The organism is Streptomyces sp. NPDC096013 (assembly GCF_044763565.1).
Classification (GTDB): Bacteria; Actinomycetota; Actinomycetes; order Streptomycetales; family Streptomycetaceae; genus Streptomyces.
The window spans coordinates 22293-48304 of the sequence record NZ_JBIWGK010000011.1; the positions used below are offsets into that span (position 1 = coordinate 22293).

General features: G+C 72.0%; 24 protein-coding genes. 19 read left to right on the plus strand and 5 right to left on the minus strand.

Annotated elements, in window-relative coordinates; all coding sequences use genetic code 11:
- Positions 1 to 79 precede the first annotated feature (79 nt).
- The 11 genes from ACIRB1_RS31530 (at position 80) to kynU (ending at position 11894) form a co-directional block, all read left to right on the plus strand.
- Complete coding sequence (locus ACIRB1_RS31530; RefSeq protein ID WP_352183882.1) at positions 80 to 376, plus strand: hypothetical protein; 297 nt, start codon at positions 80 to 82, stop codon at positions 374 to 376.
- 1092 nt (positions 377 to 1468) lie between these two features.
- On the plus strand, positions 1469 to 2050 hold the full coding sequence (locus ACIRB1_RS31535) for a DUF2617 family protein (RefSeq protein WP_403467765.1): 582 nt from the start codon (positions 1469 to 1471) through the stop codon (positions 2048 to 2050).
- 148 nt (positions 2051 to 2198) lie between these two features.
- Positions 2199 to 3794, plus strand: coding sequence for a polyamine aminopropyltransferase (locus tag ACIRB1_RS31540; RefSeq protein ID WP_403467766.1), 1596 nt, complete (start codon positions 2199 to 2201; stop codon positions 3792 to 3794).
- Between the two features lie 164 nt (positions 3795 to 3958).
- Positions 3959 to 4858 (plus strand): SRPBCC family protein, encoded by a 900-nt coding sequence (locus ACIRB1_RS31545; protein ID WP_403467767.1) that lies wholly within the window; start codon positions 3959 to 3961, stop codon positions 4856 to 4858.
- A 44-nt stretch (positions 4859 to 4902) separates the two neighbouring features.
- Complete coding sequence (locus ACIRB1_RS31550; protein WP_403467768.1) at positions 4903 to 5724, plus strand: aldose 1-epimerase; 822 nt, start codon at positions 4903 to 4905, stop codon at positions 5722 to 5724.
- A 162-nt stretch (positions 5725 to 5886) separates the two neighbouring features.
- Positions 5887 to 6435 (plus strand): orotate phosphoribosyltransferase, encoded by a 549-nt coding sequence (pyrE, locus tag ACIRB1_RS31555; RefSeq protein WP_352183887.1) that lies wholly within the window; start codon positions 5887 to 5889, stop codon positions 6433 to 6435.
- 175 nt (positions 6436 to 6610) lie between these two features.
- Positions 6611 to 7642 (plus strand): class II fructose-bisphosphate aldolase, encoded by a 1032-nt coding sequence (gene fbaA / locus ACIRB1_RS31560; RefSeq protein ID WP_328830608.1) that lies wholly within the window; start codon positions 6611 to 6613, stop codon positions 7640 to 7642.
- A gap of 70 nt (positions 7643 to 7712) precedes the next feature.
- Positions 7713 to 9185 carry an MFS transporter gene (locus tag ACIRB1_RS31565; RefSeq protein WP_352183888.1) on the plus strand — a complete coding sequence of 491 codons (1473 nt, stop codon included), beginning with the start codon at positions 7713 to 7715 and terminating at the stop codon, positions 9183 to 9185.
- Positions 9186 to 9277: 92 nt separating this feature from the next.
- Positions 9278 to 9691, plus strand: a complete 414-nt coding sequence (locus ACIRB1_RS31570; RefSeq protein ID WP_352183889.1) for a DUF3151 domain-containing protein — start codon at positions 9278 to 9280, stop codon at positions 9689 to 9691.
- 153 nt (positions 9692 to 9844) lie between these two features.
- Positions 9845 to 10684, plus strand: coding sequence for a tryptophan 2,3-dioxygenase family protein (locus tag ACIRB1_RS31575; RefSeq protein ID WP_352183890.1), 840 nt, complete (start codon positions 9845 to 9847; stop codon positions 10682 to 10684).
- A complete protein-coding gene (kynU, locus tag ACIRB1_RS31580; RefSeq protein ID WP_403467769.1) occupies positions 10677 to 11894 on the plus strand; it encodes a kynureninase in 1218 nt (405 codons plus the stop codon). Before ACIRB1_RS31575 ends, kynU begins: the two co-directional genes overlap by 8 nt.
- Positions 11895 to 11909: 15 nt before the next feature.
- Here the strand turns inward: kynU and ACIRB1_RS31585 are convergent, their stop codons facing one another.
- On the minus strand, positions 11910 to 12626 hold the full coding sequence (locus ACIRB1_RS31585; RefSeq protein WP_352183892.1) for a TetR/AcrR family transcriptional regulator C-terminal ligand-binding domain-containing protein: 717 nt from the start codon (positions 12624 to 12626) through the stop codon (positions 11910 to 11912).
- A 259-nt stretch (positions 12627 to 12885) separates the two neighbouring features.
- On the opposite strand from ACIRB1_RS31585, the gene ACIRB1_RS31590 reads away from it, so the two are divergent.
- The 4 genes from ACIRB1_RS31590 to ACIRB1_RS31605 all read left to right on the plus strand — a co-directional run bounded on the left by ACIRB1_RS31590 (position 12886) and on the right by ACIRB1_RS31605 (position 17259).
- Positions 12886 to 13812 carry an alpha/beta hydrolase family protein gene (locus ACIRB1_RS31590; protein WP_403467770.1) on the plus strand — a complete coding sequence of 309 codons (927 nt, stop codon included), beginning with the start codon at positions 12886 to 12888 and terminating at the stop codon, positions 13810 to 13812.
- A gap of 122 nt (positions 13813 to 13934) precedes the next feature.
- Complete coding sequence (locus ACIRB1_RS31595) at positions 13935 to 15293, plus strand: sensor histidine kinase (RefSeq protein ID WP_403467771.1); 1359 nt, start codon at positions 13935 to 13937, stop codon at positions 15291 to 15293.
- Positions 15290 to 15958: a response regulator transcription factor gene (locus ACIRB1_RS31600; protein WP_266770069.1), complete on the plus strand. Its 669-nt coding sequence runs from the start codon at positions 15290 to 15292 to the stop codon at positions 15956 to 15958. The genes ACIRB1_RS31595 and ACIRB1_RS31600 overlap by 4 nt, the downstream gene beginning before the upstream one ends.
- A gap of 77 nt (positions 15959 to 16035) precedes the next feature.
- Entirely contained in the window at positions 16036 to 17259 is a 1224-nt protein-coding gene (locus ACIRB1_RS31605) for a cytochrome P450 (protein ID WP_403467772.1), read from the plus strand.
- A gap of 20 nt (positions 17260 to 17279) precedes the next feature.
- Here the strand turns inward: ACIRB1_RS31605 and ACIRB1_RS31610 are convergent, their stop codons facing one another.
- The gene (locus tag ACIRB1_RS31610; RefSeq protein ID WP_403467773.1) at positions 17280 to 17963 is read right to left on the minus strand and encodes a TetR/AcrR family transcriptional regulator; all 684 of its coding nucleotides are present in this window, start codon (positions 17961 to 17963) and stop codon (positions 17280 to 17282) included.
- Positions 17964 to 18117: 154 nt separating this feature from the next.
- Between ACIRB1_RS31610 and ACIRB1_RS31615 the strand changes: the two genes are divergently transcribed.
- Positions 18118 to 18813, plus strand: a complete 696-nt coding sequence (locus ACIRB1_RS31615; protein WP_403467774.1) for an MBL fold metallo-hydrolase — start codon at positions 18118 to 18120, stop codon at positions 18811 to 18813.
- Between the two features lie 103 nt (positions 18814 to 18916).
- On the opposite strand, the gene ACIRB1_RS31620 is transcribed toward ACIRB1_RS31615, so the two are convergent.
- Together ACIRB1_RS31620 and ACIRB1_RS31625 are read right to left on the minus strand one after the other, a co-directional pair.
- Entirely contained in the window at positions 18917 to 20527 is a 1611-nt protein-coding gene (locus ACIRB1_RS31620) for an ABC transporter permease (RefSeq protein ID WP_403467775.1), read from the minus strand.
- Positions 20524 to 21456, minus strand: a complete 933-nt coding sequence (locus ACIRB1_RS31625) for an ATP-binding cassette domain-containing protein (protein ID WP_403467776.1) — start codon at positions 21454 to 21456, stop codon at positions 20524 to 20526. The genes ACIRB1_RS31620 and ACIRB1_RS31625 overlap by 4 nt, the downstream gene beginning before the upstream one ends.
- Positions 21457 to 21530: 74 nt before the next feature.
- Between ACIRB1_RS31625 and ACIRB1_RS31630 the strand changes: the two genes are divergently transcribed.
- The gene (locus tag ACIRB1_RS31630; protein WP_403467777.1) at positions 21531 to 22028 is read left to right on the plus strand and encodes a GbsR/MarR family transcriptional regulator; all 498 of its coding nucleotides are present in this window, start codon (positions 21531 to 21533) and stop codon (positions 22026 to 22028) included.
- A 31-nt stretch (positions 22029 to 22059) separates the two neighbouring features.
- On the opposite strand, the gene ACIRB1_RS31635 is transcribed toward ACIRB1_RS31630, so the two are convergent.
- Positions 22060 to 23571: an APC family permease gene (locus ACIRB1_RS31635; RefSeq protein ID WP_352183900.1), complete on the minus strand. Its 1512-nt coding sequence runs from the start codon at positions 23569 to 23571 to the stop codon at positions 22060 to 22062.
- Between the two features lie 150 nt (positions 23572 to 23721).
- On the opposite strand from ACIRB1_RS31635, the gene ACIRB1_RS31640 reads away from it, so the two are divergent.
- Both ACIRB1_RS31640 and eutC read left to right on the plus strand, forming a co-directional pair.
- Positions 23722 to 25110, plus strand: a complete 1389-nt coding sequence (locus tag ACIRB1_RS31640; RefSeq protein ID WP_352183901.1) for an ethanolamine ammonia-lyase subunit EutB — start codon at positions 23722 to 23724, stop codon at positions 25108 to 25110.
- Positions 25107 to 25868 carry an ethanolamine ammonia-lyase subunit EutC gene (gene eutC / locus ACIRB1_RS31645; RefSeq protein WP_352183902.1) on the plus strand — a complete coding sequence of 254 codons (762 nt, stop codon included), beginning with the start codon at positions 25107 to 25109 and terminating at the stop codon, positions 25866 to 25868. The genes ACIRB1_RS31640 and eutC overlap by 4 nt, the downstream gene beginning before the upstream one ends.
- Positions 25869 to 26012 lie beyond the last annotated feature (144 nt).

The window sequence follows — 26012 nt, forward strand, 5'->3', positions numbered from 1 at the left end:
GCCGGGCATCTCTGCTTCACGCACCAACCGAGGCGCCCACGGGGGGCCGCTTCGGGGGAATCGGAAGGAGGGTGGGGCCATGTTCATCGGCATCATCCTGGCGATCATCGCAGTGGCTTTCGTAGGCGCGGTCGTCCGCGCCGGGCGCAAGGACAAACTCAGCAAGGGATCGCGTCGGCGGTCGGGGCTCTCCGGCGGCAGCGCGGCCGGTTCGACCAGCTGGTGGGCAGGGGACGGGGGTTCGTCGTCCTCGGGCGGCGGCGGACATCACGGGGGCGGCCACCACTCCTGCGGCGGCGGCCACTCGTCCTGCGGCGGAGGCTCCTCGTGCGGCGGGGGGTCGTCCTGCGGGGGCGGCTGCGGCGGGGGGAACTGAGCGGCGGGGGGTGCAGCGGGCGGGGTGACTCGGCCCCGGGGGGGGGGCGGATCGGCAGGGGGTTGCCGAGCGGGGTGACTCGGCCTCGGAGGGGGGATCGGCAGGGGGTTGCCGAGCGCCGGGAGACCGGCCCTGCGGGGGCGGGGCCGGCTGATCACCGCGAGGCGCTTCGCGCGGGCGGCGGTCGGGCGTTGTGGGGCGTCTCGGGTGGGGGTGGTCCATCCCGCGCGGGGCGCCTCCGGCGGTTGGGCGGGCACTGGGAGGCGTTTTGCGGGGGGATGGCTGGTACCGGGAGGCGTTTTGCGCGGGGTGACTCAGCACCGTTGGTCGTATCGGGCGACGGCGGTTACGTGCCGGGCGAGAGGCCGGGCGGGGTGGCTGGGTGCCGCGAGGGGTGTCGAGCGGGGCGACTGTGCACCACGGCAGGTATCAGGCGCGGTCGGCTACGCACCCCCCAAAGACATCCAGCCGCAAAGGCAACTGCCCCGTCTCAAGGCATCGGAGCGCAAAGGCACCGCCCCCCAAGACATCGGACCGCAGAGGCAATCGCCCCCCACGGCATTGAGCCGCAGAGGCAACCGCGGCACCCCAAACACACCGTGCCGCCGAGCCAAGCCCACCCCCCAAACCCACCGCTCCGCCGAAGCACCCCCACCCCCAACACACCGCCCCGCCAAGCGAACCCCACCCCCCAACACACCCCCCGCCCCAGCCAACCCCACCCCCCGAAAACATATCGAAAGCTATCGAAAAGTACCGGTCGGAACCCCACCGCTCCCGTCATGCCGCCGCCCGCGCCCCCCGCTCCGGCGTGCGCCTGACACGCGTGGGCGTACGCCTTGGTTGAACAGTTGAGCTGTGCAGCCCCCTGAGGGATGGAAACCCCACGAAGTTGGGTAAAAACGCTGTGGTGGCGCCATCGCTCATGATTCCCTCTAATACATCAACGCAGCCCCAACGCAGCCCCTCGGACGCCCGCAGGCACCTTCTCCTGACTGGGCTGACGGGCTGGCCGGGCCCCTCTCCCGGTGTCGAACGGGGTGTGCCGGACCCCACTCCTCCCCTTTCTTTGCGTGCTAGCGGAGCCGATCCATGCTCACGACCCTGAAGACCTCCTACACCGATACGCGCGCGGCCGACCTCGCCTGGACCCTGGGACGCGAGCCGCTGCCCGCCCTGGCCGCGCTCGATCTCGAACTGGCCGGTGCGAAGCTCCAGTTGAGACTGCTCGGCGCGTCCCACCAGGTACTCCTGGACGAGGAGCGGGGCAGCTGTTCGGAGACGGTCGCGTGCATCCCGGGTTCCAGCACACCGCTGCCGCTCGGCGTGGCCAAGCGGGTCGGCGACTGGGAGTACGAGTTCGCGGCCCGGGTCGAGGTGCTGTCGCCGGGACAGTTCGCGGGCCGCGCCCAGGAACTGCTGGCCCTCGTCGCCGACCATCCGAACGGCCTCGCCGGGGTCTTCCCCGGCAGCCCGCACGCCTTCACCGCGATGCTCGCCCAGCGGTACGAGGGCCAGGTGCACTGGCGCACCTGGCACGCCTATCCGCAGGACGGCCAACTGGTCGCCACCCGGACACGGGTGGGGGTACGGGTGCCGGTGGGGGCGGTCGGGGTGGTTGGGGCGACGGGGGCGATGGGGGCGGTGGGGCACGCGATTCCGTCGCCCGTATGAACCCCGGCCAGCCCCGACGACCCCGGTCGGCCACGGCCAGCCCTGACGAGCCCTCACGACCCCCGTCGGCACCGACCCGGGTCGCCGTAAACACATTCCACACGTGTGGGTGACGAAGCGTGCCCATCATGTGACGTAACGTCGCAGCGTGATCGAACCGCACGCCCCGGCCCGTCCGGGCACCCAGCCGCCGTGGGAAGGCCCCGCGCGGCTGCCCGTGCGGCCGGGTACGGGACGGTTCCTGGTGCTCGCGGGTGTCTTCGTCTGCGCGGCCTGCGGACTCGTGTACGAACTCGAACTGGTCTCCCTCGCCTCGTACTTGATCGGCGACTCGGTCACCCAGGCCTCCGTCGTCCTCTCGGTGATGGTCTTCGCGATGGGCATCGGCTCCCTCGCGGCGAAGCGGCTGCGCTGGCACGCGGCGGCCGGTTTCGGCGCGGTCGAGGCGGCCCTCGCGCTGATCGGCGGTTGCAGCGCGATGGCGCTGTACGCGGTCTTCGCCTGGACGGGGAACTGGGGCGGCCCGTGGGCCCAGGGACCGCGCTGCCTCCTGGTCGCCTTCTCCCTCGCCATCGGCCTGCTGATCGGCGCCGAGGTCCCGCTGCTCATGGAGCTGATCCAGCGCATCCGCCGCCAGGACGCGGGCGGCGCGGTCGCGGACCTGTTCGCGGCGGACTACGTGGGCGCGCTGGTGGGCGGCCTGGCCTTCCCGTTCCTCCTGCTTCCCTTCCTGGGCCAGCTGACCGGCACCCTGCTCACCGGCACGGTCAACGTGGTCGCCGGCGGCTCCCTGGTCCTCGGCCTGTTCCGCCGCGACCTCACCCGCCGGGGCCGCTGGCTCCTGGTCATCGCCAACCTCACCGTCCTCGGCCTGCTCGCCTCGGCCGCCGTCCTGGTCGACGACTTCGAACGGGCCGCACGGCACGCGATCTACGGCAAGGACGTCCGCGTCGCGCTCCAGACCGACGTCCAGGAGGTCGTCCTCACCGGCGGCGACCACGGCCGCCCCCTCGACCTCTTCCTCGACGGCCGCCTCCGGGTCAGCGGACGCGACGAGCACCGCTACCACGAGGCCCTCGTGGACCCCGCGATGAACGGCCCCCACGCGCGCGTGCTCGTCCTCGGCGGCGGTGACGGCCTCGCCGCCGCCGAGGTGCTGCGCCACGGGGGCGTGCGCCGCGTCGACATCGTCGAACTCGACGCGGGAGTCGTCCGGCTGGCCCGCCACGACCCGGCCCTCTCCGCCCTCAACGACCACGTCTACGACGACCCGCGCGTCCACGTCACCACGGGCGACGCCTTCGACCGCCTGCGCGCGGTCCGCCCCGGGACGTACGACGTGGTCGTCGCGGACCTCCCCGACCCCGGCATCACTGCCAGCACGAAGCTGTACTCCCAGGAGTTCTACGGCCTCGCCCGCCGCGCGCTCACGGACCGGGGCCGGCTCGCGGTGCACGCGGGCCCGGTCGCGTCCCGCCGTCAGGTCTTCTGGACGGTGGTCTCCACGATCCGCGCCGCCGGCCTCCACCCCGTCCCGTACCGCGTCGGCGGTCGCGCCTCGGGCTACGCGGCGGGCCCCGACCGTACGACCGGCACGTCCCGGGCACCGGGCGACTGGGGGTTCGTGCTGGCGGCGCGGGGAGCGACGCCCGCGGAGCCGGGACTGGAGAGCGAGGAACGGGCGGCGGAACGGACACGGGTGCCGGGGCTCGCGGCTTCCACGCTGGTGCACCCGCGGTACTGATCCCGTTGGCGCATCCGCGGTACTGATCCCGCTGGTGCACCTGCTGCCCTTCAGGGCCAAGCGGGGTCGGGGCGCGCGACCCCCGGGGACGCCCGCGTCAACACGCCGGTACTTCGCGGCAACGACAGGTGCACCCCCGGTCAACCTGGGTAGGCTCGGCAAGCATGGAGCATGAGGTGCACGTTCCGGTTCCGCCCGCCCGGCTGCGATCCGCGCTCGCGGACCCCGCGAGGATCGCCCGCGCAGTCCCCGGCCTCCAGCAGGACGCCGGCACCGAACCCGTCGCCGGCCGTCTGAAGGTCCGCGTCGGCAGCCACTCCATCACCTACCGGGGTGCGCTGCGCGTCTCCGTACGGGACGACGGTTCGTACGCCGTGGAGGGCGACGCGACGGAGACCCGCGGCACCGGCTCCGTCAAACTCGCCCTCACCCTGCGCGTCCACGACGCGGACGACGGCTCCACCGTCACCTTCGACGGCACGGCGACCGGAGACGGCCGTATCACCGAACTGGCCCCGGACGCGGTGCGGTCGGCGACGACGAGGCTGCTGGACCGGTTCGCGGAGAACCTGGGGGCGGATCTGGAGGAGCAGCCGGGACAGCCCGAACCCTCCAGCCTCGCCCCCGAGTTGGAGGCGGCGGAAGCAGGTGAGCCCGCCGACAGTGAAGCGCGCGATGCCGTCGAAGCGGCCGACGACAGCGATGCGCGCGACGCCGTCGAGGCGGCCGACGACGTCGACGACCCCGATGACGTCGACGGCATGCCCGAGATCGCCGACACCGTCGCCGGCATCGGTGACATCGGCGGCCTGGACGACCCGCACGTCTCCGAGACCTTCGACGAGACCCCCGTACCCCCCGCCGAAGCCGCGCACGCGCGCCGCACGATGATCGGCCGCAGCGCGGAGGAGGTCGACCACGCGCCCCCGCGGGGCCGTTACGCCCCCGTCCCCGCCCCGCAGAACGTCGCGTCGAATGCCACGCTCCGCTGGGCCGCCCCCGCCGCCGCGCTGGTCGTGGCCTCGGCGATCGTGGTCAACAGGGTGCTGCGCAAACGCCGTTGACGGGTCGCCGTCGGCCCTTCCGATCGGCCCAGTAGGGTCGTGCCGTGAGTAACGAAGAGATCACGCTGACCGCGGGCGACGCGGAAGTGACGGTGCAGCCGGGCAACGGCGGCCGTATCGGAGGACTGCGGATCGGCGGCACCGAACTCCTGCGCCAGGGCGAGCGGTTCGGGTGTTTCCCGATGGTCCCCTGGTGCGGGCGGATTCGGGACGGCCGTTTCCTGGACGGCGGGACCGTCCACCAGATGCCCCTCAACTCCCCGCCGCACGCCATCCACGGCACCGTCCGCGACGGCGCCTGGCGCACCGCCCGCCGCACGCCCGACGAGGCGGTCATCACATACGACCTGGTCGAGCCGTGGCCCTTCCCCGGCCGTGTCACCCAGGCCGTCGAGCTGACCGGCGACGCCCTGACGGTCACGATGGCGGTGGAGGCGCACGGGGACTCGTTCCCGGCGCAGATCGGCTGGCACCCGTGGTTCCACCGCAACCTCGGCGGCGAGGACGTGACCGTCGACTTCACCCCGGCCTGGCAGGAGGAGCGCGGCGACGACCACCTCCCCACCGGCAAGCGCGTCGACCGCACACCGGGCCCCTGGGACGACTGCTTCGGCATGCCGGGCGGTGTCGACGTCACGCTGACCTGGCCGGGGCAGCTGGAGCTGAAGGTGACGAGCCCGGAGGAGTGGGTCGTCGTCTACGACGAGCAGGAGGCCGCCGTGTGCGTGGAACCGCAGACCGGCCCGCCGAACGGCCTCAACACCCTGCCCCGCCTGGTCACCCCGATCGAGCCGCTGGAAGCCACGATGACCTGGACTTGGACGCGCCTCTCGGGCCTGCCCGGCGGACCACGTCGACTGCAGTGAACGGCGCCTTCGAGTACCGGTGAGCGGGGTCTGGTGCGTGCAACTGCAAGGCGGAGGAGGGAGGCGACGCGGAGCGTCGGCGACCGACGACAACGCCGCAGGTGTGCGTGCCAGACCCCGCGGCCCGACGTGGTCCGCCGGGCAGGCCCTAGGCTGACAGGCATGACGGACGTACGCGGCGTGGTGCTGCAACAGATCAAGGACAAGGCCGTGGTGCACGGCAAGGTGACCCTGTCGTCGGGTCTGGAGGCCGACTACTACATCGACCTCCGCCGCGTGACCCTCGACGGCGAGGCCGCCCCGCTCGTCGGGCAGGTGCTGCTGGACCTGACCGCGGACCTCGACTTCGACGCGGTCGGCGGGCTGACCATGGGCGCCGACCCGGTCGCCACGTCGATGCTGCACGCCGCCGCCGCGCGCGGCCGGACGCTGGACGCCTTCGTCGTGCGCAAGGCCGCGAAGGCGCACGGCATGCAGCGTCAGGTGGAGGGACCGGAGATCAAGGGCCGCCGCGTCCTGGTCGTCGAGGACACCTCCACCACCGGCGACTCCCCGCTCACCGCCGTCGAGGCCGTGCGCGCGGCCGGTGCCGAGGTCGTCGCCGTCGCGACCATCGTGGACCGGGCGACCGGAGCCGCCGAGAAGATCGAGCAGGGCGCGGGAGTGCCGTACCTCTTCGCCTACTCCAAGGACGAACTGGGCCTGGACTGACGCCCTCCGCCCCCGCGTCCGCCCGGGTCATCCACAGGGCGAGACGGCGGGGGCCACCAGCCGGCCGGGTCTGGAAAGATGGGGCCGACGATGACGTCGCACCCAAGGTCTAGGTCAGGGCCGTAGCACGCAGATCGCGAAGATCGCCAACCCGCAGATACCAAGGAGCGGACAGATGCCCATCGCAACCCCCGAGGTCTACAACGAGATGCTCGACCGGGCGAAGGCAGGCAAGTTCGCCTACCCGGCCATCAATGTGACCTCGACCCAGACCCTGCACGCTGCGCTGCGCGGCTTCGCGGAGGCCGAGAGCGACGGCATCGTCCAGATCTCCACGGGTGGCGCGGAGTTCCTGGGCGGCCAGTACGCCAAGGAGATGGTCACGGGTTCCGTGGCCCTGGCCGAGTTCGCGCACATCGTCGCCGAGAAGTACCCGGTCACGGTCGCGCTGCACACCGACCACTGCCCCAAGGACAAGCTCGACGGCTACGTCCGTCCGCTGCTCGCCGTCTCCGAGGAGCGTGTGAAGGCCGGCGGCAACCCGCTGTTCCAGTCGCACATGTGGGACGGCTCGGCGGAGACCCTCGCCGACAACCTCGCCATCGCGCAGGAGCTGCTGGCCCGCGCCGCCGCCGCGAAGATCATCCTTGAGGTGGAGATCACCCCGACCGGCGGTGAGGAGGACGGCGTCTCGCACGAGATCAACGACTCCCTCTACACCACGGTCGACGACGCGATCCGTACGGTCGAGGCGCTCGGCCTCGGCGAGAAGGGCCGCTACCTGCTGGCCGCCTCGTTCGGCAACGTGCACGGCGTGTACAAGCCGGGCAACGTCGTGCTGCGCCCCGAGCTGCTCAAGGAGCTGAACGAGGGCGTGGCCGCGAAGTACGGCCAGCCGGCCGGCAGCAAGCCGTTCAACTTCGTCTTCCACGGCGGCTCCGGCTCCACCCCGGAGGAGATCGCCACCGCGCTGGAGAACGGCGTCGTGAAGATGAACCTCGACACCGACACCCAGTACGCGTTCACGCGCCCGATCGCGGACCACATGTTCCGCAACTACGACGGCGTCCTGAAGGTCGACGGCGAGGTCGGCTCCAAGAAGACCTACGACCCGCGCACCTGGGGCAAGCTCGCCGAGGCGTCGATGGCCGCGCGCGTCACCGAGGCGTGCGCGAACCTGCGCTCCACGGGCACGAAGATCAAGTAACCCGCACCGCATCACTCACGGGCCCGGCGCTGTCTGTCTACGGCGCCGGGCTCGCTGTATACCTAGGGGCATGTCCGATGTCCGGCTCGCCTCGCCCCAGGGCAAGTGGATCCTGCTGACCACCGTCCTCGGTTCCAGCATGGCCATGGTGGACTCCACCGTCGTCAATGTCGCCCTGCCCCGCATCGGCCAGGATCTCGACGCCGATCTGGCCGCCCTCCAGTGGACCGTCAACGCGTACATGCTCACGCTGGCCGGTCTGATCCTCCTCGGTGGTTCGCTCGGCGACCGCTACGGCCGCCGCAGGATCTTCGTCCTGGGCGTGGTGTGGTTCGCGGCGGCCTCGCTGCTGTGCGGACTCGCGCCGAACGTGGGTGTCCTCGTCGCCGCCCGCGCGCTCCAGGGCATCGGCGGCGCGCTCCTCACGCCGGGCTCCCTCGCCCTCATCCAGGCCTCCTTCCACCCCGACGACCGGGCCAAGGCGGTCGGCCTGTGGTCCGGGTTCGGCGGCATCGGCGCGGCGGTCGGCCCGTTCCTGGGCGGCTGGCTGGTGGACGGGCCCGGCTGGCGCTGGGTGTTCTTCATCAACGTCCCCATAGCGCTCATCTGCGCCCCCATCGCCGTCCGGCACGTCCCCGAGTCCGATGGGGGAGGCCGCAAGCACGGCCGCTTCGACGTGCTCGGCGCGGCCCTCGGCGCCGTGGCGCTCGCGCTGGTGACGTACGCGCTGATCGAGGCGGGCGACGGTTCGCTCGTCGTCGTGGTGCTGACCGCCGTCGCGGGAGTGGCGGCGGGCGTCGCCTTCGTCCTCGTCGAGAAGCGCAGCCCCGATCCGATGATGCCGCCGGACATCTTCGGCTCGCGCCAGTTCACGGCGGTCAACCTCGTCACCCTCTGCGTGTACGCGGCCTTCGGCGGCTTCTTCTTCCTGACCGCGCTCCAACTCCAGGTGGTGGCGGGCTACTCGGCGCTCCAGGCAGGCACGGCCCTGCTCCCGACGACCGCCCTGATGCTCCTGTTCTCGGCCCGCTCCGGCGAACTGGCCCAGCGGATCGGCCCCCGCATCCCCCTCACGGTCGGGCCATTGCTGTGCGCGGCGGCGATGCTGATGATGCTCCGGGTCGGTCAGGACGCCTCGTATCTCGCGGACGTGGTACCGGCGCTGCTGGTGATGGGCACCGGCATGGTCACCCTGGTGGCCCCGCTCACGGCCACCGTCCTCGCCTCCGTCGACACCGCCCGCGCGGGCCTGGCCAGCGGCATCAACAACGCGGCGGCCCGCTCGGCCGGCCTCATCGCGATCGCCGCGCTGCCGCTGCTCGCCGGGATGGGCCCGGAGGCGTACCGCTCGGCCCCGGCCTTCGACCACGCCTTCGACCGGGCGATGCTGTGGTGCTCGGGCGTCCTGGTGGTGGGCTCGGTCCTGGCCTTCGCGACCGTACGGCGCCCGGCGCCGGGCTGTCGTCGCCCGGAGTGCCTGACCCATGGGTCGATCACGGCTCCGCCGCTGGAGCCCCAGGTGGGGAAGGGGCGCCTGGAGTAGCGGCTCGCCGGCGTGCGGCGCCGGGATGCCCGGACCGGGATGCCCGGACCTGGATGCCGGGCAATCGCCGTCGCTGGGGGAGACTGGAACCCATGACGATTCACGAGAACCTCCTCGGGGGCCCGCCCCCGACCCACCTCCCCGAAGACCCCGGCCCGCGCGACCTCCTCGCGGGCGGTACGGCGCCCGCCGATGTCGCCGCGAAGTACCCGACCTCCTCGCTCGCCTGGGCCCGGCTGGCCGACGACGCGTACGAGCGGGGGAGCGTCGTGGAGTCGTACGCCTACGCGCGTACGGGCTACCACCGCGGCCTGGACGCCCTGCGGCGCAACGGCTGGAAGGGCCACGGCCCGGTGCCCTGGGAGCACGAGCCGAACCGCGGCTTCCTGCGCGCCCTGCACGCCCTCGCCCGCGCCGCGCAGGCGATCGGGGAGCAGGAGGAGTACGCGCGCTGCTCGCAGTTCCTGAAGGACTCCTCGCCCACGGCGGCCCAGACGCTCGGCTAGTCCGGGGGCTCTGACGCAGGTCCGCCTGGTGTGACCAGGCGGACCTTGCGGACTCGGGGGACGATTGTGGAGGATGCCCGGTGGGGACCGGGGCCCCCGTGTCGGTAACGGCAGGGGCGGACCGCTACCCGGAGTACGCATCAGGAGACAGCGATGTCCCAGCCGGCTCAGGAAACCCAGGAGCCCGAGGCCCCGCATCTCGACTTCCAGGGGACCACCCCGTACGAGGACTACGTCCAGGCCGACGTCCTCACCCACCTCCAGCACACCCGCTCCGACGACCCCGGCGAGATGGTCTTCCTCGTCACCACCCAGGTCATGGAGCTGTGGTTCACCGTCATCGTCCACGAGTGGGAGACCGCCGCGCGGGCCCTGCGCGAGGACCGGGTGCCGGTCGCGGTCGACGCGCTGAAGCGTTCCGTACGGGAGCTGGACGCGCTCAACGCGTCCTGGCGGCCCCTCGGACAGCTCACCCCGGCCCAGTTCAACTCCTACCGCTCCGCTCTCGGCGAGGGCTCCGGCTTCCAGTCCGCGATGTACCGCCGGATGGAGTTCCTGCTCGGCGAGAAGTCCGCGTCCATGCTCGTCCCGCACCGGGGCGCGCCGCGCGTGCACGCCGAGCTGGAGAAGGCCCTGCACGAACCGAGCCTCTACGACGAGGTGCTGAGGCTCCTCGACCGGCGCGGGCACGCGGTACCCGAGGCCGTGCTGACGCGTGACGTGACGCTGCGGTACGAGCCGTCGGAGCAGGTGGAGGAGATCTGGACCGCCCTCTACTCCGGTGCCGCCGACGACGAACTCGCCCGGCTCGGCGAGGCGTTGACGGATGTCGCCGAGCTGGTGTGGCGATGGCGCAACGACCATCTCGTCGCCACCCGGCGCGCGATGGGCGCGAAGACCGGCACGGGCGGCTCCGCCGGGGTGGCCTGGCTGGAGAAGCGCGCGCAGAAGAACGTGTTCCCCGAGCTGTGGACGGCGCGGTCCCATGTCTGAACTCGCCGTTGAAGCGGAGAAGCTGGACGCCGTCGACGAACTGGCGGGCGTACGCGCGCAGTTCGTCCTCGACACCGCGTCCGATGATGCGGCCGACACTGCGGGCGTCTACCTGGACGGGAACTCGCTCGGCGCGCTGCCGGCCGGTGTCCCCGGCCGGGTCGAGGACGTCGTGCGCCGGCAGTGGGGCGAGCTGCGCATCCGCTCCTGGGACGAGAGCGGCTGGTGGACCGCGCCGGAGCGGATCGGCGACCGGATCGCCCCGCTGGTCGGGGCGGCGGCCGGGCAGATCGTCGTCGGCGACTCCACAAGTGTCAATGTCTTCAAGGCACTTGTCGGTGCCGTGCGCCTCGCGGGGGAGGGCCGGGACGAGATCGTCGTCGACGCGACGACCTTCCCCACCGACGGGTACATCGCCGAGTCGGCGGCACGGATGACCGGCTGCACCCTGCGGCCGGTGACCCCGGCGGAGGTGCCGGGCGCGCTCGGCGACCGTACGGCGGCGGTGCTGCTCAACCACGTCGACTACCGCACCGGCCGCCTGCACGACCTGCCCGCGCTGACGGCCGCCGTGCACGCGGCGGGTGCCGTGGTCGTCTGGGACCTGTGCCACAGCGCGGGCGCCCTGCCGGTCGGGCTCGACGAGCACGGGGTCGACCTCGCGGTCGGCTGCACCTACAAGTACCTGAACGGCGGCCCCGGTTCACCCGCGTACCTCTATGTGCGCCGCTCGCTTCAGGACCGCTTCGACTCCCCGCTGCCGGGGTGGAACTCGCACGCCGAGCCCTTCGGCATGCGGCCGGCCTACGAACCGGCGGCGGGTGCGCTGCGCGGTCGCGTCGGCACACCGGACATCCTGTCCATGCTCGCCCTCGAAGCCGCCCTGGAGGTGTGGGACGGCGACGGCGTCTCGATCGAGGCGGTGCGCGCCAAGTCCCTCGCCCTGACGGACTTCTTCCTCAGGTGCGTGGAGTCGTACGTCCCCGCCGGGCGGGTGGAGTCGGTGACTCCGGCCGCCCACGCGGAGCGCGGCAGCCAGGTCGCGCTGCGCTGCCCGGACGCCGGGGACGTGATGAAGCGGCTGATCGAGCGGGGCGTGGTCGGCGACTTCCGGCACCCGGACGTGCTGCGGTTCGGATTCACGCCGCTGTACATCGGGTTCGCGGACGTGGAGCGGGCGGCGCGGGTGCTGGGAGACGTGGTCCGCTAGAGGCTGTACCTGAATCTAACCGTCGTAAGGCGCGGAAGCGGTTAGTTTTTCGGTGGGCTTCGTGACGTACACCCCTGCCACGGCGGCGGCCCACGCGGCGCGTGCGGCGCGTTCGGCGGCGGGGGTGTCCGGGGCGGTCCCGGTGGTCAGCAACTCGTAGTAGAGGGGCGCCGACACGGCCCGTACGACCTGGGAGGCATCGGTTCCGGCGGGCAACTCCCCGCGCGCCACGCCCTGTTCGACGCAGGGCGCCCACTCGGCGACCCGTACCTCATAGAAGTGGCGCAGGGCATCGGCCGTACGGTCGTCGCAGGTCGCGGCGGCGATGACGGCGCGGAACAGGGCGCCCTGCCGGGGGTCGGCGAGGGTGCGCCGCACCAGCAGCGCGTTGGCGCGCAGGTCTCCGAGCAGCGAACCGGTCTCCTCGCGCGGCAGCGACTGCTCGGCCATGTCCACGAGGAGGTCGGCGACCAGCGCGGTCACCGAACCCCAGCGCCGGTACACCGTCGTCTTGCCGACCCCCGCCCGCCGCGCGACGTCCGAGAGGTCGAGCCGGTCGACGCCCTGCTCGGCCAGCACGTCACCCGCGGCCCGCAGCACCGCCGTACGCACGCGTGCGGTACGGCCGCCGGGGCGCAGGGTGCCGGGTTCGGGACCGGTTTCCGGACTGGCTTCCGGACCGGGCGCTGGGCCGGTTTCCTGGCCGGATTCGGGGCCGGGCTCGGCGGACATGGGGTCTCCTTGGAGTGCCGGGTGACGTGCCGGTGAGGTGCCGATGAAGTGCGGTGACGGGCACGGCGTCAGCGTAACGAAACAGGAGAACCGTTTAATCCTCACCCAGCGTGACATCCGCGTGTCCGCGCACGTCACCGGCCTGGTAGCGTCCCGCCCACGGCCGCAGTCTTTCCAGGTCCGTCACATCCGAACCATCCAAATCCTCCCCCAGTGCCGAAAGCCTGGGAGGTGCCCATCGTCGCTGAGAGGTTGGAGCATGCCGGACGCCGCCGCACATGCCGCCGCAGAAGAGGAGTCGGCCTTCTCGCACCCCGCCGTCGCCCCCGACTCCACCGCCGCGTACGGCGACCACCCCGACCAGGTGATCGACTTCTACGTCCCGCGCGGCGAACGCATGCCGGGCGAGGCCGCACCCCTGGTCGTCGTATTGCACGGGGGCGCCTGGCGTGCCCCGTACGACCGCGGGCACATCACCCCGTTCGCGGACTTCCTGGCCCGGCGGGGCTTCGCGGTGGCCAATGTGGAGTACCGGCGGGGTCCGGCGAGCCCCGCGGAGGGCGCCTCGATCCCGGCGCAGAGCGGTCCTGGCGGTTCCGCCGAGACCGCTGCCGGGGGCCTCGTCGCGGGCCGCTGGCCCGACACCTTCGACGACATCGCCGCGGCGCTGGACGCGCTCCCCGCGCTCGTGCGGGAGGCGCTGCCGCAGGCCGACCCGCGCCGCACGGTGCTCACCGGGCACTCGGCGGGCGGCCACCTCGCCCTGTGGGCGGCGGCCCGGCACGTCCTGCCGAAGGACGCCCCCTGGCACACCGCCGCCCCCGCCCCGCTGCGCGGTGTCGTAGCCCTCGCCCCGATCGCCGACTTCACGGTCGCCGAGAAACTGGCCGTGTGCGGCGGAGCGGCAGCCCAACTCCTGGGCGGCCCGGCCACGTTCGCGGAACGCCTCCCGTACGCCGACCCCTCCCTCCTCCTGCCCACCGGCATCGCGACCACCCTGGTCCAGGGCCGCGCCGACCTCGACGTCCCCCAGGCGGTCGCCGAGTCCTACGCGGACGCGGCGGCCAGGTCCGGCGAGGTCGTGGGCCTTACGCTCCTGGAGGATGTCGGCCACTTCCCCCTCATCGACCCGGCGGCGGACGCGTGCGCGGTGGTGGCGGAGGAGATCGCCCAGCTCGCGTGGTGAACGGCCTGGCGACGGGTCCCGTCCGGCCGGCCCGGTCGTACCCGTAGTACTTGAGGCGGAGGCTCCAGGACCCGTCTCACAGGTGACGACGGCTGCCCGCCCCGCCGCCTACCGTTCTGAGGGTGACCGAGACGACCCACACGCAGACGACGCCGCAGGGCGGCACGTTCGACGCCTATCAGCCGCGGAGCCCGGAATTCCGGGCTGCCGTGGACGCCCTGCGCGGAATGCGGCAGGACCTGTTCCACGACGCCTTCGCCTACCGCCCGCTCGCCCGCTCCACCGCCGACGGCCCGCTGACCAGGCGTCTGAAGGGGCGGGCCCGGGAGTACGCGGCCTGGGGCCCGCACGCCCTGATCGTCATGACCGGCCTGGTCGCGATGTACGTCGCGACGAACGACGAGGCCCGCGCCGCGAGCAGCAACGTCATCCTCGGTCTGCTCGCCCTGGCGCCGGTGCTGCTGACCATGGTGCGGCCGGTCGGCGCGTTCTGGCTGTCCATGGCCGCCACCCCGGTCGCCACCGCCCTGGCGACCGGGTTCTCCGGCCAGTGGCCGTGGCGGAACGGCAGCTTCGTCTGCCACCTGGCGGTGCTCACGATCGTGGCGATACGGACCCGCCCGCGCACGGCCGCCTGGATGTGGGCGCTGACGGCGTTCTACGGCATCGCCGCCACCACCGTCGCCGGCGGCCATGCCTACGGCTCGGACACCGCGCAGATGCTGTTCCTCTCCGCCATGCTCCTGTTCGGCGTCACGGTCCGCAACGTACGCCACGAGGCCCGGCGGGAAGTGACCGCGCAGCAGACCGTGACGGCCCACGAGCGGTCCCGGCGGACCCTCCTGGAGGAGCGCACGACGATCGCCCGCGAGCTGCACGACGTGGTCGCACACCACATGTCGGTGGTCGCCATCCAGGCGGAGGCCGCGCCCTACCGCGTGGAGAACCCGCCACCGGAGCTGGAGCGGGCGTTCGTCACGATCCGGGAGAACGCGGTGGCGGCCCTGACCGAGCTGCGCCGGGTCCTGGGCGTGGTCCGCGCGGAGGACTACGAGGCGCCGGACGCCCCGCAGCCCACCCTCGCCGACATGGACGCGCTGCTCGCCAATGTGCGCGACGCGGGCCTGAGCGTCGACAAGGTGGTGACGGGCGCGGTGCGTGAACTCCCGCAGGGCGTCGAGCTGTCGGCGTACCGGATCGTGCAGGAGGCGCTCAGCAACACCCTGCGGCACGCGCCCGGTGCGAGTGCCCGCGTGGAGATCGGTTACGTGCTGGGCGGGTTGGGCCTGCGGATAGTCAACGGCCCGATGCCCGAGCCGAGTCTGGTGAAGCCCTCGCCCGGCGCGGGGCACGGCATCACCGGGATGCGCGAGCGGGTCTCCATGCTGAACGGCGAGATGACGGCGGCCCCGGCGGACGACGGCGGCTACGAGGTGACGGTGTTCCTGCCGGTCCCGAGTGCGAGTGAGGGGGACGCATGACCATCCGCGTGCTGATCGCGGACGACCAGATGATGGTGCGCGAGGGCTTCTCGGTCCTGTTGGGCGCGATGCCGGACATCGAGGTCGTCGGCGAGGCGGTGAACGGACGCGACGCGGTGGAGCGCGTACGGGAACTGGCCCCGGACGTCGTCCTGATGGACATCCGCATGCCGGAGCTGAACGGCATCGAGGCGACCCGGGAGATCGTCGCGGCGGACGGCGCGGCGAAGGTGCTGGTGCTCACCACGTTCGACCTCGACGAGTACGTGTACCAGGCGCTGCGGGCGGGCGCCTCCGGCTTCCTCCTCAAGGACGCCTCGGCACGTCAACTGGCCGACGGGGTGAGGGTGGTGGCGGCCGGCGAGGCGCTGCTCGCCCCCTCCGTCACCCGACGGCTGATCACGGAGTTCTCGAAGCTGGCCGAGTCGCCCCGGGTGATGCCGGCCGCGGCACAGGGGACGTACGGGGAGCTGACCGAGCGGGAGACGGAGGTGCTGGTCCTCATCGCGCAGGGGCTGTCGAACGGGGAGATCGCCGAGCGGCTGGTGGTCGCCGAGTCGACGATCAAGACCCATGTCAGCCGCGTCCTGGTGAAGCTGGGGCTCCGGGACCGGACGCAGGCGGCGGTGTTCGCGTACGAGGCGAGGCTGGTGAGACCGGGGTGAGCCCGCGCTCCCCGGGGCGGCGCACGCCACGGAGGACACCCCTGGTCAGAAGCTCGTCCAGGGGTTAGCGTCCGTCCATGGCAGCTGCTGACGACCTCGTCTTCGACCCCTGGGACCCGGCGTTCGTGTCCGACCCGTACCCCGCCTACGCCGAACTGCGCGAACGCGGCCGGGTCACGTACTACGCGCCGACCGACCAGTGGCTCGTCCCCCGCCACGCGGACGTCTCGGCACTGCTGCGCGACCGCCGTCTCGGCCGTACCTACCAACACCGCTTCACCCACGAGGACTTCGGCCGTACGGCACCCCCGCCCGAGCACGAGCCCTTCCACACCCTCAACGACCACGGCATGCTCGACCTGGAACCCCCGGACCACACCCGCATCCGCCGCCTGGTCTCGAAGGCGTTCACTCCGCGCACGGTCGAGCGACTGAAGCCGTACGTCGGCCGGTTGGCGGGCGAACTGGTGGACGGCCTGGTGGCGAAGGGCGGCGGCGACCTGCTGACGGACGTGGCGGAGCCCCTCCCCGTCGCGGTGATCGCCGAGATGCTGGGCATCCCCGAGTCGGACCGCGCCCCGCTGCGCCCCTGGTCGGCGGACATCTGCGGGATGTACGAACTGAGCCCGTCCGAGGAGACGGCGGCGAAGGCGGTCCGGGCGTCCGACGAATTCTCCGCGTATCTGCGCGAGTTGATCGCGGCCCGCCGCAAGAACCCGGGCGACGACCTCATCTCCGGCATGATCGCGGCCCACGACGAGGACGACGTCCGCCTCACCGAGCAGGAGCTGGTCTCCACCGCCGTACTCCTGCTGAACGCGGGCCACGAGGCGACCGTGAACTCCACGGTGAACGGCTGGTGGGCCCTGTTCCGCAACCCGGACCAGCTGGCGGCCCTCCGCGCGGACCACTCCCTGATCCCGTCCGCCGTCGAGGAGTTGATGCGCTACGACACCCCGCTCCAGCTCTTCGAGCGCTGGGTGCTGGACGAGATCGAGATCGACGGTACGACGATCCCGCGCGGCGCGGAGATCGCGATGCTCTTCGGCTCGGCGAACCACGACCCGGCGGTCTTCACCGCCCCCGACCGCCTCGACCTGACCCGCGCCGACAACCCGCACATCAGCTTCAGCGCGGGCATCCACTACTGCATCGGCGCGCCCCTGGCCCGTATCGAACTCGCCGCGTCCATGGGGGCGTTGCTGGAGAAGGCGCCGACCCTGCGACTCGCGGCGGAGCCGGAGCGCAAGCCGAACTTCGTGATCCGGGGGCTGGAGGGCCTGAGCGTCGAGGTCGGGTGACCGGTCGCCCAGGTCGGCGGTCAGCCGGGTGCGGGGGCGGGCGGGAAGGCGAGCCGGCCGATGATCTCGTCCTCCAGGGGGCCGGGTGGCGGCCACGGGAACCGGGGAATCCGGGCGCGGAGCAGGATGAGGCCGTGCAGGGCCGCCCAGAGAGCGGTCGCCGTGGTGAGCGGGTCCTCCGCACGGGACGTGCCGTCGTGCATCGCGTCGGCGACGTCGCGCAGGAGTATCGAGAACGCCTCGGCGGGAGCGAGCTGACTCGCGACGGTCTCGCCGACGATGGGCGCGAGGAGGCGTACCGCCTGGTCGACGCGTTCTTCCGTGATGCTGCTGCCCCTGGGGCGCGGCCGGGAGAACAGCAGGGCGTAGAGCTCGGGCCGCTCGGCACCGAAGGCGAGATAGGCGCGGCAGTCGGCCAGAAGTCTCTCCCGCGCGCTTTCCGCTCCCGCCCGGGCGGTCTCCAGCTGACGCACCAGCAGTGAGCGGGTCTCGGTGACCACGGCCTCCACGATCTGGTCGGGCGTGTCGAAGTGCGCGTAGATCGACGGTGGCGCGATGCCGACCTTGCGGGCGATCGCCCGCAAGGTGACCGCGCTGTCCGATCCGGTCTCGATCAGCAGCTCGCGGGCTGCGGTCACGATCTCGTCGCGGAGCTGACCTCCCTGACCTCGGGGGTTGCGTCGCCGTGCTGCCGGTGGAGCCATGACGATGACTTTACAGTCGTAAGGTCTCGTGCTCTACTTACAGCTGTAAAGTTACATGCGTAGGGCGACAGAGGATGGTCATGGACCCTTCCGTTCGTATATCCACAGCCGACGGCCGCACGAGCGCCGGTGCCGGTGCGTCGCGGTGCGGCGCATGAGCGCCACGACCGTCACCCCGCTCTCCATGGGCAACAGCAACGCCTACCTCCTGCGGGGCGAGCAGGCCGTCCTCGTGGACGCGGGCGGACCGGAGGACGGCGACCGCCTGCGCGACGCGCTGTCCGCGCAGGGCCTTCGGCCTCGCGACATCGCCCTGGTCCTCCTGACCCACGGCCACAACGACCACAGCGGCACGGCGGCGTCGTTCGCGGACGCCGGCGTGCCGGTCGCGGTCGGCCTCGGCGACGAACAGCTCCTGCGCACCGGGCGCATCGGCGCACTCCCGGTCGGCCATCCGGCCGGTGCGCTGCTGAAGCCCGTGGTCCTCCGCGCCAAGGCCCGGCCGGTCGAGGCCGACATCCTGGTCGAGGACACGTTCGACCTGGGTCCCTACGGCGTCGACGCGCACGCCGAGCGGTTCGGCGGCCACACCCCCGGCTCGCTCGTCGTCCGCGTCGGCGACGACACGCTCGTCGGCGACCTGGTCCGCGGTGGCGTGCTGCGCCCGCGGAGCCCGAAGCGCCATTTCTTCACCGAGGACGCCGCCGGAGTGCGCAGGGCGCTCACGGCCGAGCTCGGCCGCCGTCCGCGGCGCCTGCTCCCCGGCCATGGCGGGCCCCTCGACGCGGACGAGACCCGGCGACGCCTCGACAAGGTCGCTCCGGTGCCCGGTCGCCGAGCGGCACCATGACTCCGCCCCACGAGCCCAACTCCCGCGCCCGGTAAGGCCGTCGGACATCCCCGGGCGGCCCGCGCACGCTGTCCCCCACCGGGGTTTCCCGCGCCGCCGTCGGTCAGGTGACGAGGTCGCGTCGCCGCAGACCCGTCAGGCCTACGGCGACCAGGGCCGCGGCGATCGCCGTGAGGACGACCACCGGGCCCCAGGCCATGTCCCCGCCGGGGAGCTTCGGGAGGTGGCCGAAGGGGGAGAGGTCGAGGACCGCCTGGGGGAGGTTCAGCGCCGGGCCGACCCAGCCGAGCGCCAGGGCCAGTCCCGCCACCGCCCAGGACGCGGGGGCGAGCCGGGGGGAGACGCCGTGGAGGAGGACCGCGAGAGCGCCCAGGGTCCAGATCGCGGGGACCTCGACCAGGCAGGCCACGAGGATCGGGCCCAGGTCCGCGCCGTGGCCGAGGGCCAGGCCGAGGCCGCTCAGCAGCATGATCAGGATCGCGCCGCCGAAGGCGATCAGCAGGTGGCCACCCGCCCAGTGCAGACGGCCCACCGCGTTCGCCAGGATCGGTTCGGCGCGGCCACCCGTCTCCTCGCTGTGCAGGCGCAGCACCGACGCGACCGCGTACAGCGCGGCCAGCATGCCGAACAGGCCGACCATCGTGGCCAGGAACGCGTTCTGGAGGCCGGACTGGCCGCCCATCCGCTCGATGATCTCGCGGGTCCTGGCGTTGTCGCCGACCAGGTCCGCCGCGCCCTTCGTGATCCCGCCGAACGCGACCCCGGCCGCGAGGAAACCCAGGCTCCAGCCGAGGACGCTGCCGCGCTGGAGCCGCCAGGCCAGCGCCGCCGCCGTGCCGAGACGGCCGTGGGCCGGACCCGGGCGGGCGGGCAGGAAGCTCATGCCGACATCCCGGCGGCCCGCCAACTCGTAGGCCAGAAAGCCCTGGACACAGGTCGCGGCCGCGAACAGGGCCAGTACCCACCAGCGTTCGGCCGCGAACGGGCGCAGGTTCTCCAGCCAGCCGATCGGGGAGATCCAGGTCGCAGGGGAGGAACCGTCGGTGCTGGTCGAGTCGCCCACCGCGCGCAGGACGAAGGCCGCGCCCACCAGCCCGCCCGTCAGGCCCTTCGCCAGACGGCCGCTGTCCGTGAACTGCGCGACGATCGCCGCGAGCGTCCCGAACACCATGCCGACCCCGCCGATGCCGAGTCCGAGTGCGAGGGCTCCAGCCGAGCCCTGCCCTGCCAGACCGCCCCAAATGAGCAGCGCGAGCGCGGAGTTGGCGGCCAGTGCCGTCAGCAGGGCAGCCGTCAGCGGTGCGCTGCGGCCCACCATCGCCGAGGAGATGAGTTCCTGGCGGCCGCTCTCCTCCTCGTCACGGGTGTGCCGTACGACGACGACCAGGCTCATGATCCCGGCGAGGATCGCGGCGTAGCCGCCGATGCGCCATGCGGTGAGACCGCCGAGCGAGTCGCTGAACACCGGGCCGTAGGTGGCACGCAGCGAGCTGTTGGTGAGCATCTGGCGGGCGATGTCGGCGCGTTGGGCGGGCGTCGCGTACACGCTCTTGAGGGAGCCGGGGAGGGAGAGGACGAGGAGGCCGGTCACGGCCACCCAGGCCGGGATCACCACGCGGTCGCGGCGCAGGTTGAAGCGCAACAGAGCGCCGGTACCGGCGAGTTGGCGTGAGGTGCCGCCCCTGCGTACGGCGAGGGTGGCGGCGGCGGTCATCGGGACACCGCGCCTTCCGCGGCCGTACCGCTGCCCGTATCGCCGTCCGCGTCCTGGTAGTGGCGGAGGAACAGCTCCTCCAGTGTCGGCGGCTTCGAGGTCAGGGACCGTACGCCCGACTCGCTCAACGAGCGCAGGACGGCGTTGAGTTGGTCGCTCTCCACCTGGAGCCGTACCCGCTTGCCCTGGATGTCGAGGTCGTGGACGCCGACCAGGGTTCCCAACCTGCCGGGGTCGCCGATCAGTTCGGCCGTCACGCTGGTGCGGGTGAGGTGGCGCAGGTCGGACAGGGAACCGGTCTCCACCGTGCGGCCCCTGCGGATGATGCTCACCCGGTCGCACAACTCCTCCACCTCGCTGAGGATGTGGGAGGAGAGCAGGATCGTCCGGCCCCGGTCGCGCTCCTCTTCGACGCAGCGCTGGAAGACCTCCTCCATCAACGGGTCCAGGCCCGACGTCGGTTCGTCGAGGATCAGCAGGTCCACGTCCGAGGCGAACGCGGCGACGAGGGCGACCTTCTGGCGGTTGCCCTTGGAGTACGTGCGGCCCTTCTTGGTGGGGTCGAGTTCGAAGCGGTCGATCAGGTCGGCGCGCCGGGACCTGTCGAGGCCGCCGCGCAACGTGCCGTAGAGATCGATGACTTCGCCGCCGGAGAGGTTGCGCCACAGCGTGACGTCGCCGGGGACGTAGGCGACCCGGCGGTGCAGTTCGACGGCGTCGGTCCAGGGGTCGCGGCCCAGGAGCCGGGCGGCGCCGGAGTCCGCGCGGAGGAGGCCGAGCAGGACGCGGATCGTCGTGGACTTGCCGGAGCCGTTCGGGCCCAGGAAGCCGTGCACCTCGCCGGCCTCGACGTCCAGGTCGAGACCGGTGAGGGCATGCGTCGTGCCGAACGACTTGTGCAGCCCGGAGACGCTGATTGCCTTCGTCATGGTTCAGAACGTACGCTTCGTTCAGAAATTTGTGAAGTTAAGGAAGTGTGTGAAGCCCGGGTTAGGGTGAGGGCATGACGGATACACCTGGTGCGCGTGACGCGGAGTCCGTGTCGAAGTTCGTCGAGTCGTTCGCGGCGCAGCTCGTGGAAGCGGGGATGCAGCGGATGCCGGCGCGGATCTTCGCCGCGCTGCTCTCCTCCGACGAGGGGGCGATGACCTCCGTCGAACTGGGGGAACAGCTGCGGATCAGTCCTGCGGCGGTGTCGGGTGGGGTGCGGTACCTGGCTCAGCAGCACATGGTGGCCCGCGAGCGGGAACCCGGGTCGCGGCGCGAGCGGTACCGGGTGCAGGGGAACCAGTGGTACGAGGCGTTGACCAACCGCGAGGCCGTGCTCAAGCGGTGGGAGGCCGCGTTGGGCGAGGGGGTGGCGAGTCTCGGCGCGGATACGCCCGCGGGGCGTCGTATGGCGGAGACGCTCGCGTTCTTCGAGTTCGTCGAAGGGGAGATCGCGGCGATGATGGAGCGGTGGCGGGTGCACCGGGAAGCACGGTTCGGCGACACCCCTTGAGGGGCGCGGTTCCCCGCGCCCCCGGGGCGATTCAGCGTTCCTTCGTCTCCTCCAGCACCGTCCGCCCCAGCAGCGCGTACCGCTCGGGCGCCCGGCGCTTCAGGTACTGGGCGTAGCCGATGCCCGTGGCCGCGACCAGGAGCACCAGCCACGGGGTCGCCTTCAGCACCGGCGAGTCGGACTCCGAGCCCGCCGCGACGCTCATGTTGGACACCAGGAGCAGCACCACCGCCAGCATCGCGATGCCCCCGACGAGAGGCGCGGTGAACGTCCTGAACCAGTGCCGGCTCTCGGGGTGGTTCGTGCGGAAGTACGCCAGCACCGCGAACGAGCACACCGCCTGCACCACCAGGATCGCCATGGTGCCGAGGATGGCGAGAAGGACGTAGAGCGCGTTGGCCGGGTCCTTGGTCGTGGCCCAGAACGCGACGATCAGGACGGCGCTGACCACGGTCTGCACGAAGCCCGCGATGTGCGGGGAACCGTGCTTGGCGTGGGTGCGGCCGACCGTGTTCTTCAGGGAGGGGAGGACGCCCTCGCGGCCCAGCGCGTACATGTAGCGGCTGGCGCAGTTGTGGAAGGCCATGCCGCAGGCGAGCGAGCCGGTGATCATCAGCCACTGCATGAGGTCGACCGCCCAGTGGCCGACGTAGTGCTCGGTGGGGTTGAAGAAGAGGGCGAGCGGGTTCGCCGACGAGGCGACCTTCACCGCCTCGCCCTCGCCGTTGCCGATGATGGCCATCCAGGAGACGAAGACGTAGAAGACGCCGACGCCCAGGACGCTGATCATCGTCGCCTTGGGGATGATCTTCTTCGGGTCGCGGGACTCCTCGCCGTACATCGCCGTCGACTCGAAGCCGACCCACGACCAGAACGCGAAGAACAGGCCGAGACCCGCGCTGGTGCCCTTGAAGGCGTTGACCGGGTTGACCGGGCCGAAGGTGAAGCCGTGCGGGCCGCCGCCGTGCAGGGCGACCGAGATCGCCATCGCGGCGAGGACCGTCACCTCGGTCCCGAGGAGGACGACGAGCAGCTTCTCGGCGACCGAGACGCCGAACCACGTGCCCGTCGCGTTGACGGCCAGCATGACGATCGCGAAGACCCACCACGGGACGTCAAGTCCCGTCTGGTCCTTGAAGGTTCCGGTGGCGAAGGTGGAGAAGATGCCGATGAGGGCCGGCTCGAACACCATGTAGGCGAAGGTGGCGAGCATCCCGGACGCGAGTCCGACGGTGCGGCCGAGGCCGTAGGAGATGAAGCCGTAGAAGGCGCCCGTCGAGGTGATGTGCTTCGCCATCGACGTGAAACCGACGGAAAAGATTGCCAGGACGACCATTGCGACGAGATAGCTCGCCGGGGCGCCTATGCCGTTGCCGGACGAGACCATGAAGGGCACGTTGCCGGTCATCGCGGTGATCGGGGCGGCGGTCGCGACGGCCATGAAGACCACGCCCAGCAGGCCGATGGCGTTGGGCTTGAGCCGGTGAACGGCGCCATCCTCGCTTACGCCCGGCGCGGGGGCGACTCCTTCGTCCACTGCCATCGGGATGGCTCCTCTCCTGCTGCTCGGCTGGTGTGTCGAACCGGAACTCTGTAGGCCGAATAAGTCGGGCAAGGGTTGCGGGACGTTAAATGTTTGTCAACCAGACCATTAGAAATCTGGCCGCAACACGCCCCTCGTACGGTCACCGGCATGAGTACGTACACCTCCACGCTCGGCGGCCACCGCTACCGCTTCGGCTCCCTCGCGCGCCTGCTCGCCGCCGCGAGCCCGGAGCGGTCCGGGGACCGGCTGGCGGGGCTGGCCGCCGAGTCCGCGCAGGAGCGGGTGGCGGCTCGCTGGGCGCTGGCGGACGTGCCGCTGACCGCGTTCCTCGCCGAGCCGGTGATCCCGTACGAGACCGACGACGTGACCCGGCTGATTCTCGACACGCACGACACGGGCGCGTTCACGGCGGTGGCCGGGCTGTCGGTCGGCGGGTTCCGGGAGTGGCTGCTCGCGGCGGACAGCGGTGAACTGGCCGCCGTGGCGCCCGGGTTGACGCCGGAGATGGTGGCCGCGGTGTCCAAGCTGATGGGCAACGCCGACCTCGTCGCCGTGGCGCGCAAGGTGCGGGTCGTGACCGCCTTCCGCTCGACGATCGGTCTGCCGGGACGGCTCGCCACCCGCCTTCAGCCCAACCACCCCACCGACGATCCGGCCGGTGTCGCCGCGGCCCTCCTCGACGGGCTGCTGCTCGGCTCCGGTGACGCGGTGATCGGCATCAACCCCGCGACGGACAGCCCGAAGGCGGTACGTGACCTGCTGGAACTGCTCGACGGAGTCATCCAGCGGTACGCCATCCCCACCCAGTCCTGCGTCCTGTCCCACGTCACGACCAGCATCGACCTGATGGCGTCCGGCGCCCCCGTCGACCTCGTCTTCCAGTCCATCGCGGGCACCCAGGCGGCGAACGCGTCCTTCGGCGTCACGCTCGGGCTGCTCGACGAGGCGTACGAGGCGGCGAAGGCGCTCGGCCGGGGCACCGTCGGCTCCGACGTCATGTACTTCGAGACCGGGCAGGGCAGCGCCCTCTCCGCCGACGCGCACCACGGCGTGGACCAGCAGACGGTCGAGGCACGGGCGTACGCGGTGGCCCGGCGCTACGACCCGTTCCTGGTGAACACCGTGGTGGGCTTCATCGGCCCGGAGTACCTGTACGACGGCCGCCAGATCCTCCGCGCCGCCCTGGAGGACCACTTCTGCGGCAAGGTGCTCGGCCTGCCCATGGGCCTGGACATCTGCTACACCAACCACGCCGACGCGGACGACGACGACATCGCCACGATGCTCACCATGCTCGGCGTGGCCGGCGCGTCCTTCGTGATCTGCACCCCGGGCGGCGACGACATCATGCTCAACTACCAATCCGCCTCGTACCACGACGCGTTGTACCTGCGCGAGGTCCTCGGGCTGCGCCCGGCACCGGAGTTCGAGTCCTGGCTCGACTCGATCGGCCTGCTGGGCGAGGGCGGCGCGATCCGGGACGTGTCCGGCACGGCCCACCCGTTGACCGCGATCGGAAGGGAACTGGCCGCATGACGAACAGTCACGTTACTTCCGCGGAGCGGGACTTGTGGCCCGCCCTGCGCCGGCACACGCAGGCGCGGATCGGGCTGGGGCGGGCCGGGTCGGGGCTGCCCACGCGGCACCGGCTGGAGTTGCAGGCCGCGCACGCGGCGGCCCGGGACGCCGTGCACTCACCCTTCCGGCCGGACCTGGTGGCGGGGGCGCTGCGGGGTGAGCCGACCGTGCGGGTGCGCAGTGCGGCGCCCGACCGGCTGGCCTATCTCCAACGGCCCGATCTGGGACGCCGGTTGGATGCCGCCGACCGGGCGCACCTTCCGGTGGGGGAGTGGGACGTCGTGTTCGTCGTGGCGGACGGGCTGTCCAGCCGGGCGGTGCACGAGCACGGGGCGGCGATGGTGCGGGCCACCACGGCGCTGTTGCCGACGGTGTGGCGGGTGGCGCCGGTGGTGCTCGCGGAGCAGGCGCGGGTCGCCCTCGGCGATGACGTGGCGTGTGCGATGGGGGCGGCGATGGTCGTTGTGTTCGTCGGTGAGCGGCCCGGGATGTCGGCGGCGGATTCGCTGGGGGCGTATCTGACGTACCGGCCCGTGCCGGGGGTCACGACGGACGCGTCCCGTAACTGCCTCTCCAATATCCGGCCGCCGTCGGGGATGGCGTACGAGGTGGCGGCGGGGAAGTTGGCGGGGCTGATGGGGAGGGCGCGGGAGTCGGGGGTCACGGGGGTGGGGTTGAAGGACGACGCGGACGTGGTGGTGGGGCTCTCGGGGTGAGGGCCGGAGGGGGCCCGTGTCGGCGGGGTTCGCCGGGTGGGTCACGGGTTTGTCCCAACGGGGGTTCGGCGCGGGCGGGTTGACGGCAGGGGCCGGAACGCCTGTCGGGGCCGGGCTGTGGGCGGTGACCGGGGTTTTCGTGTC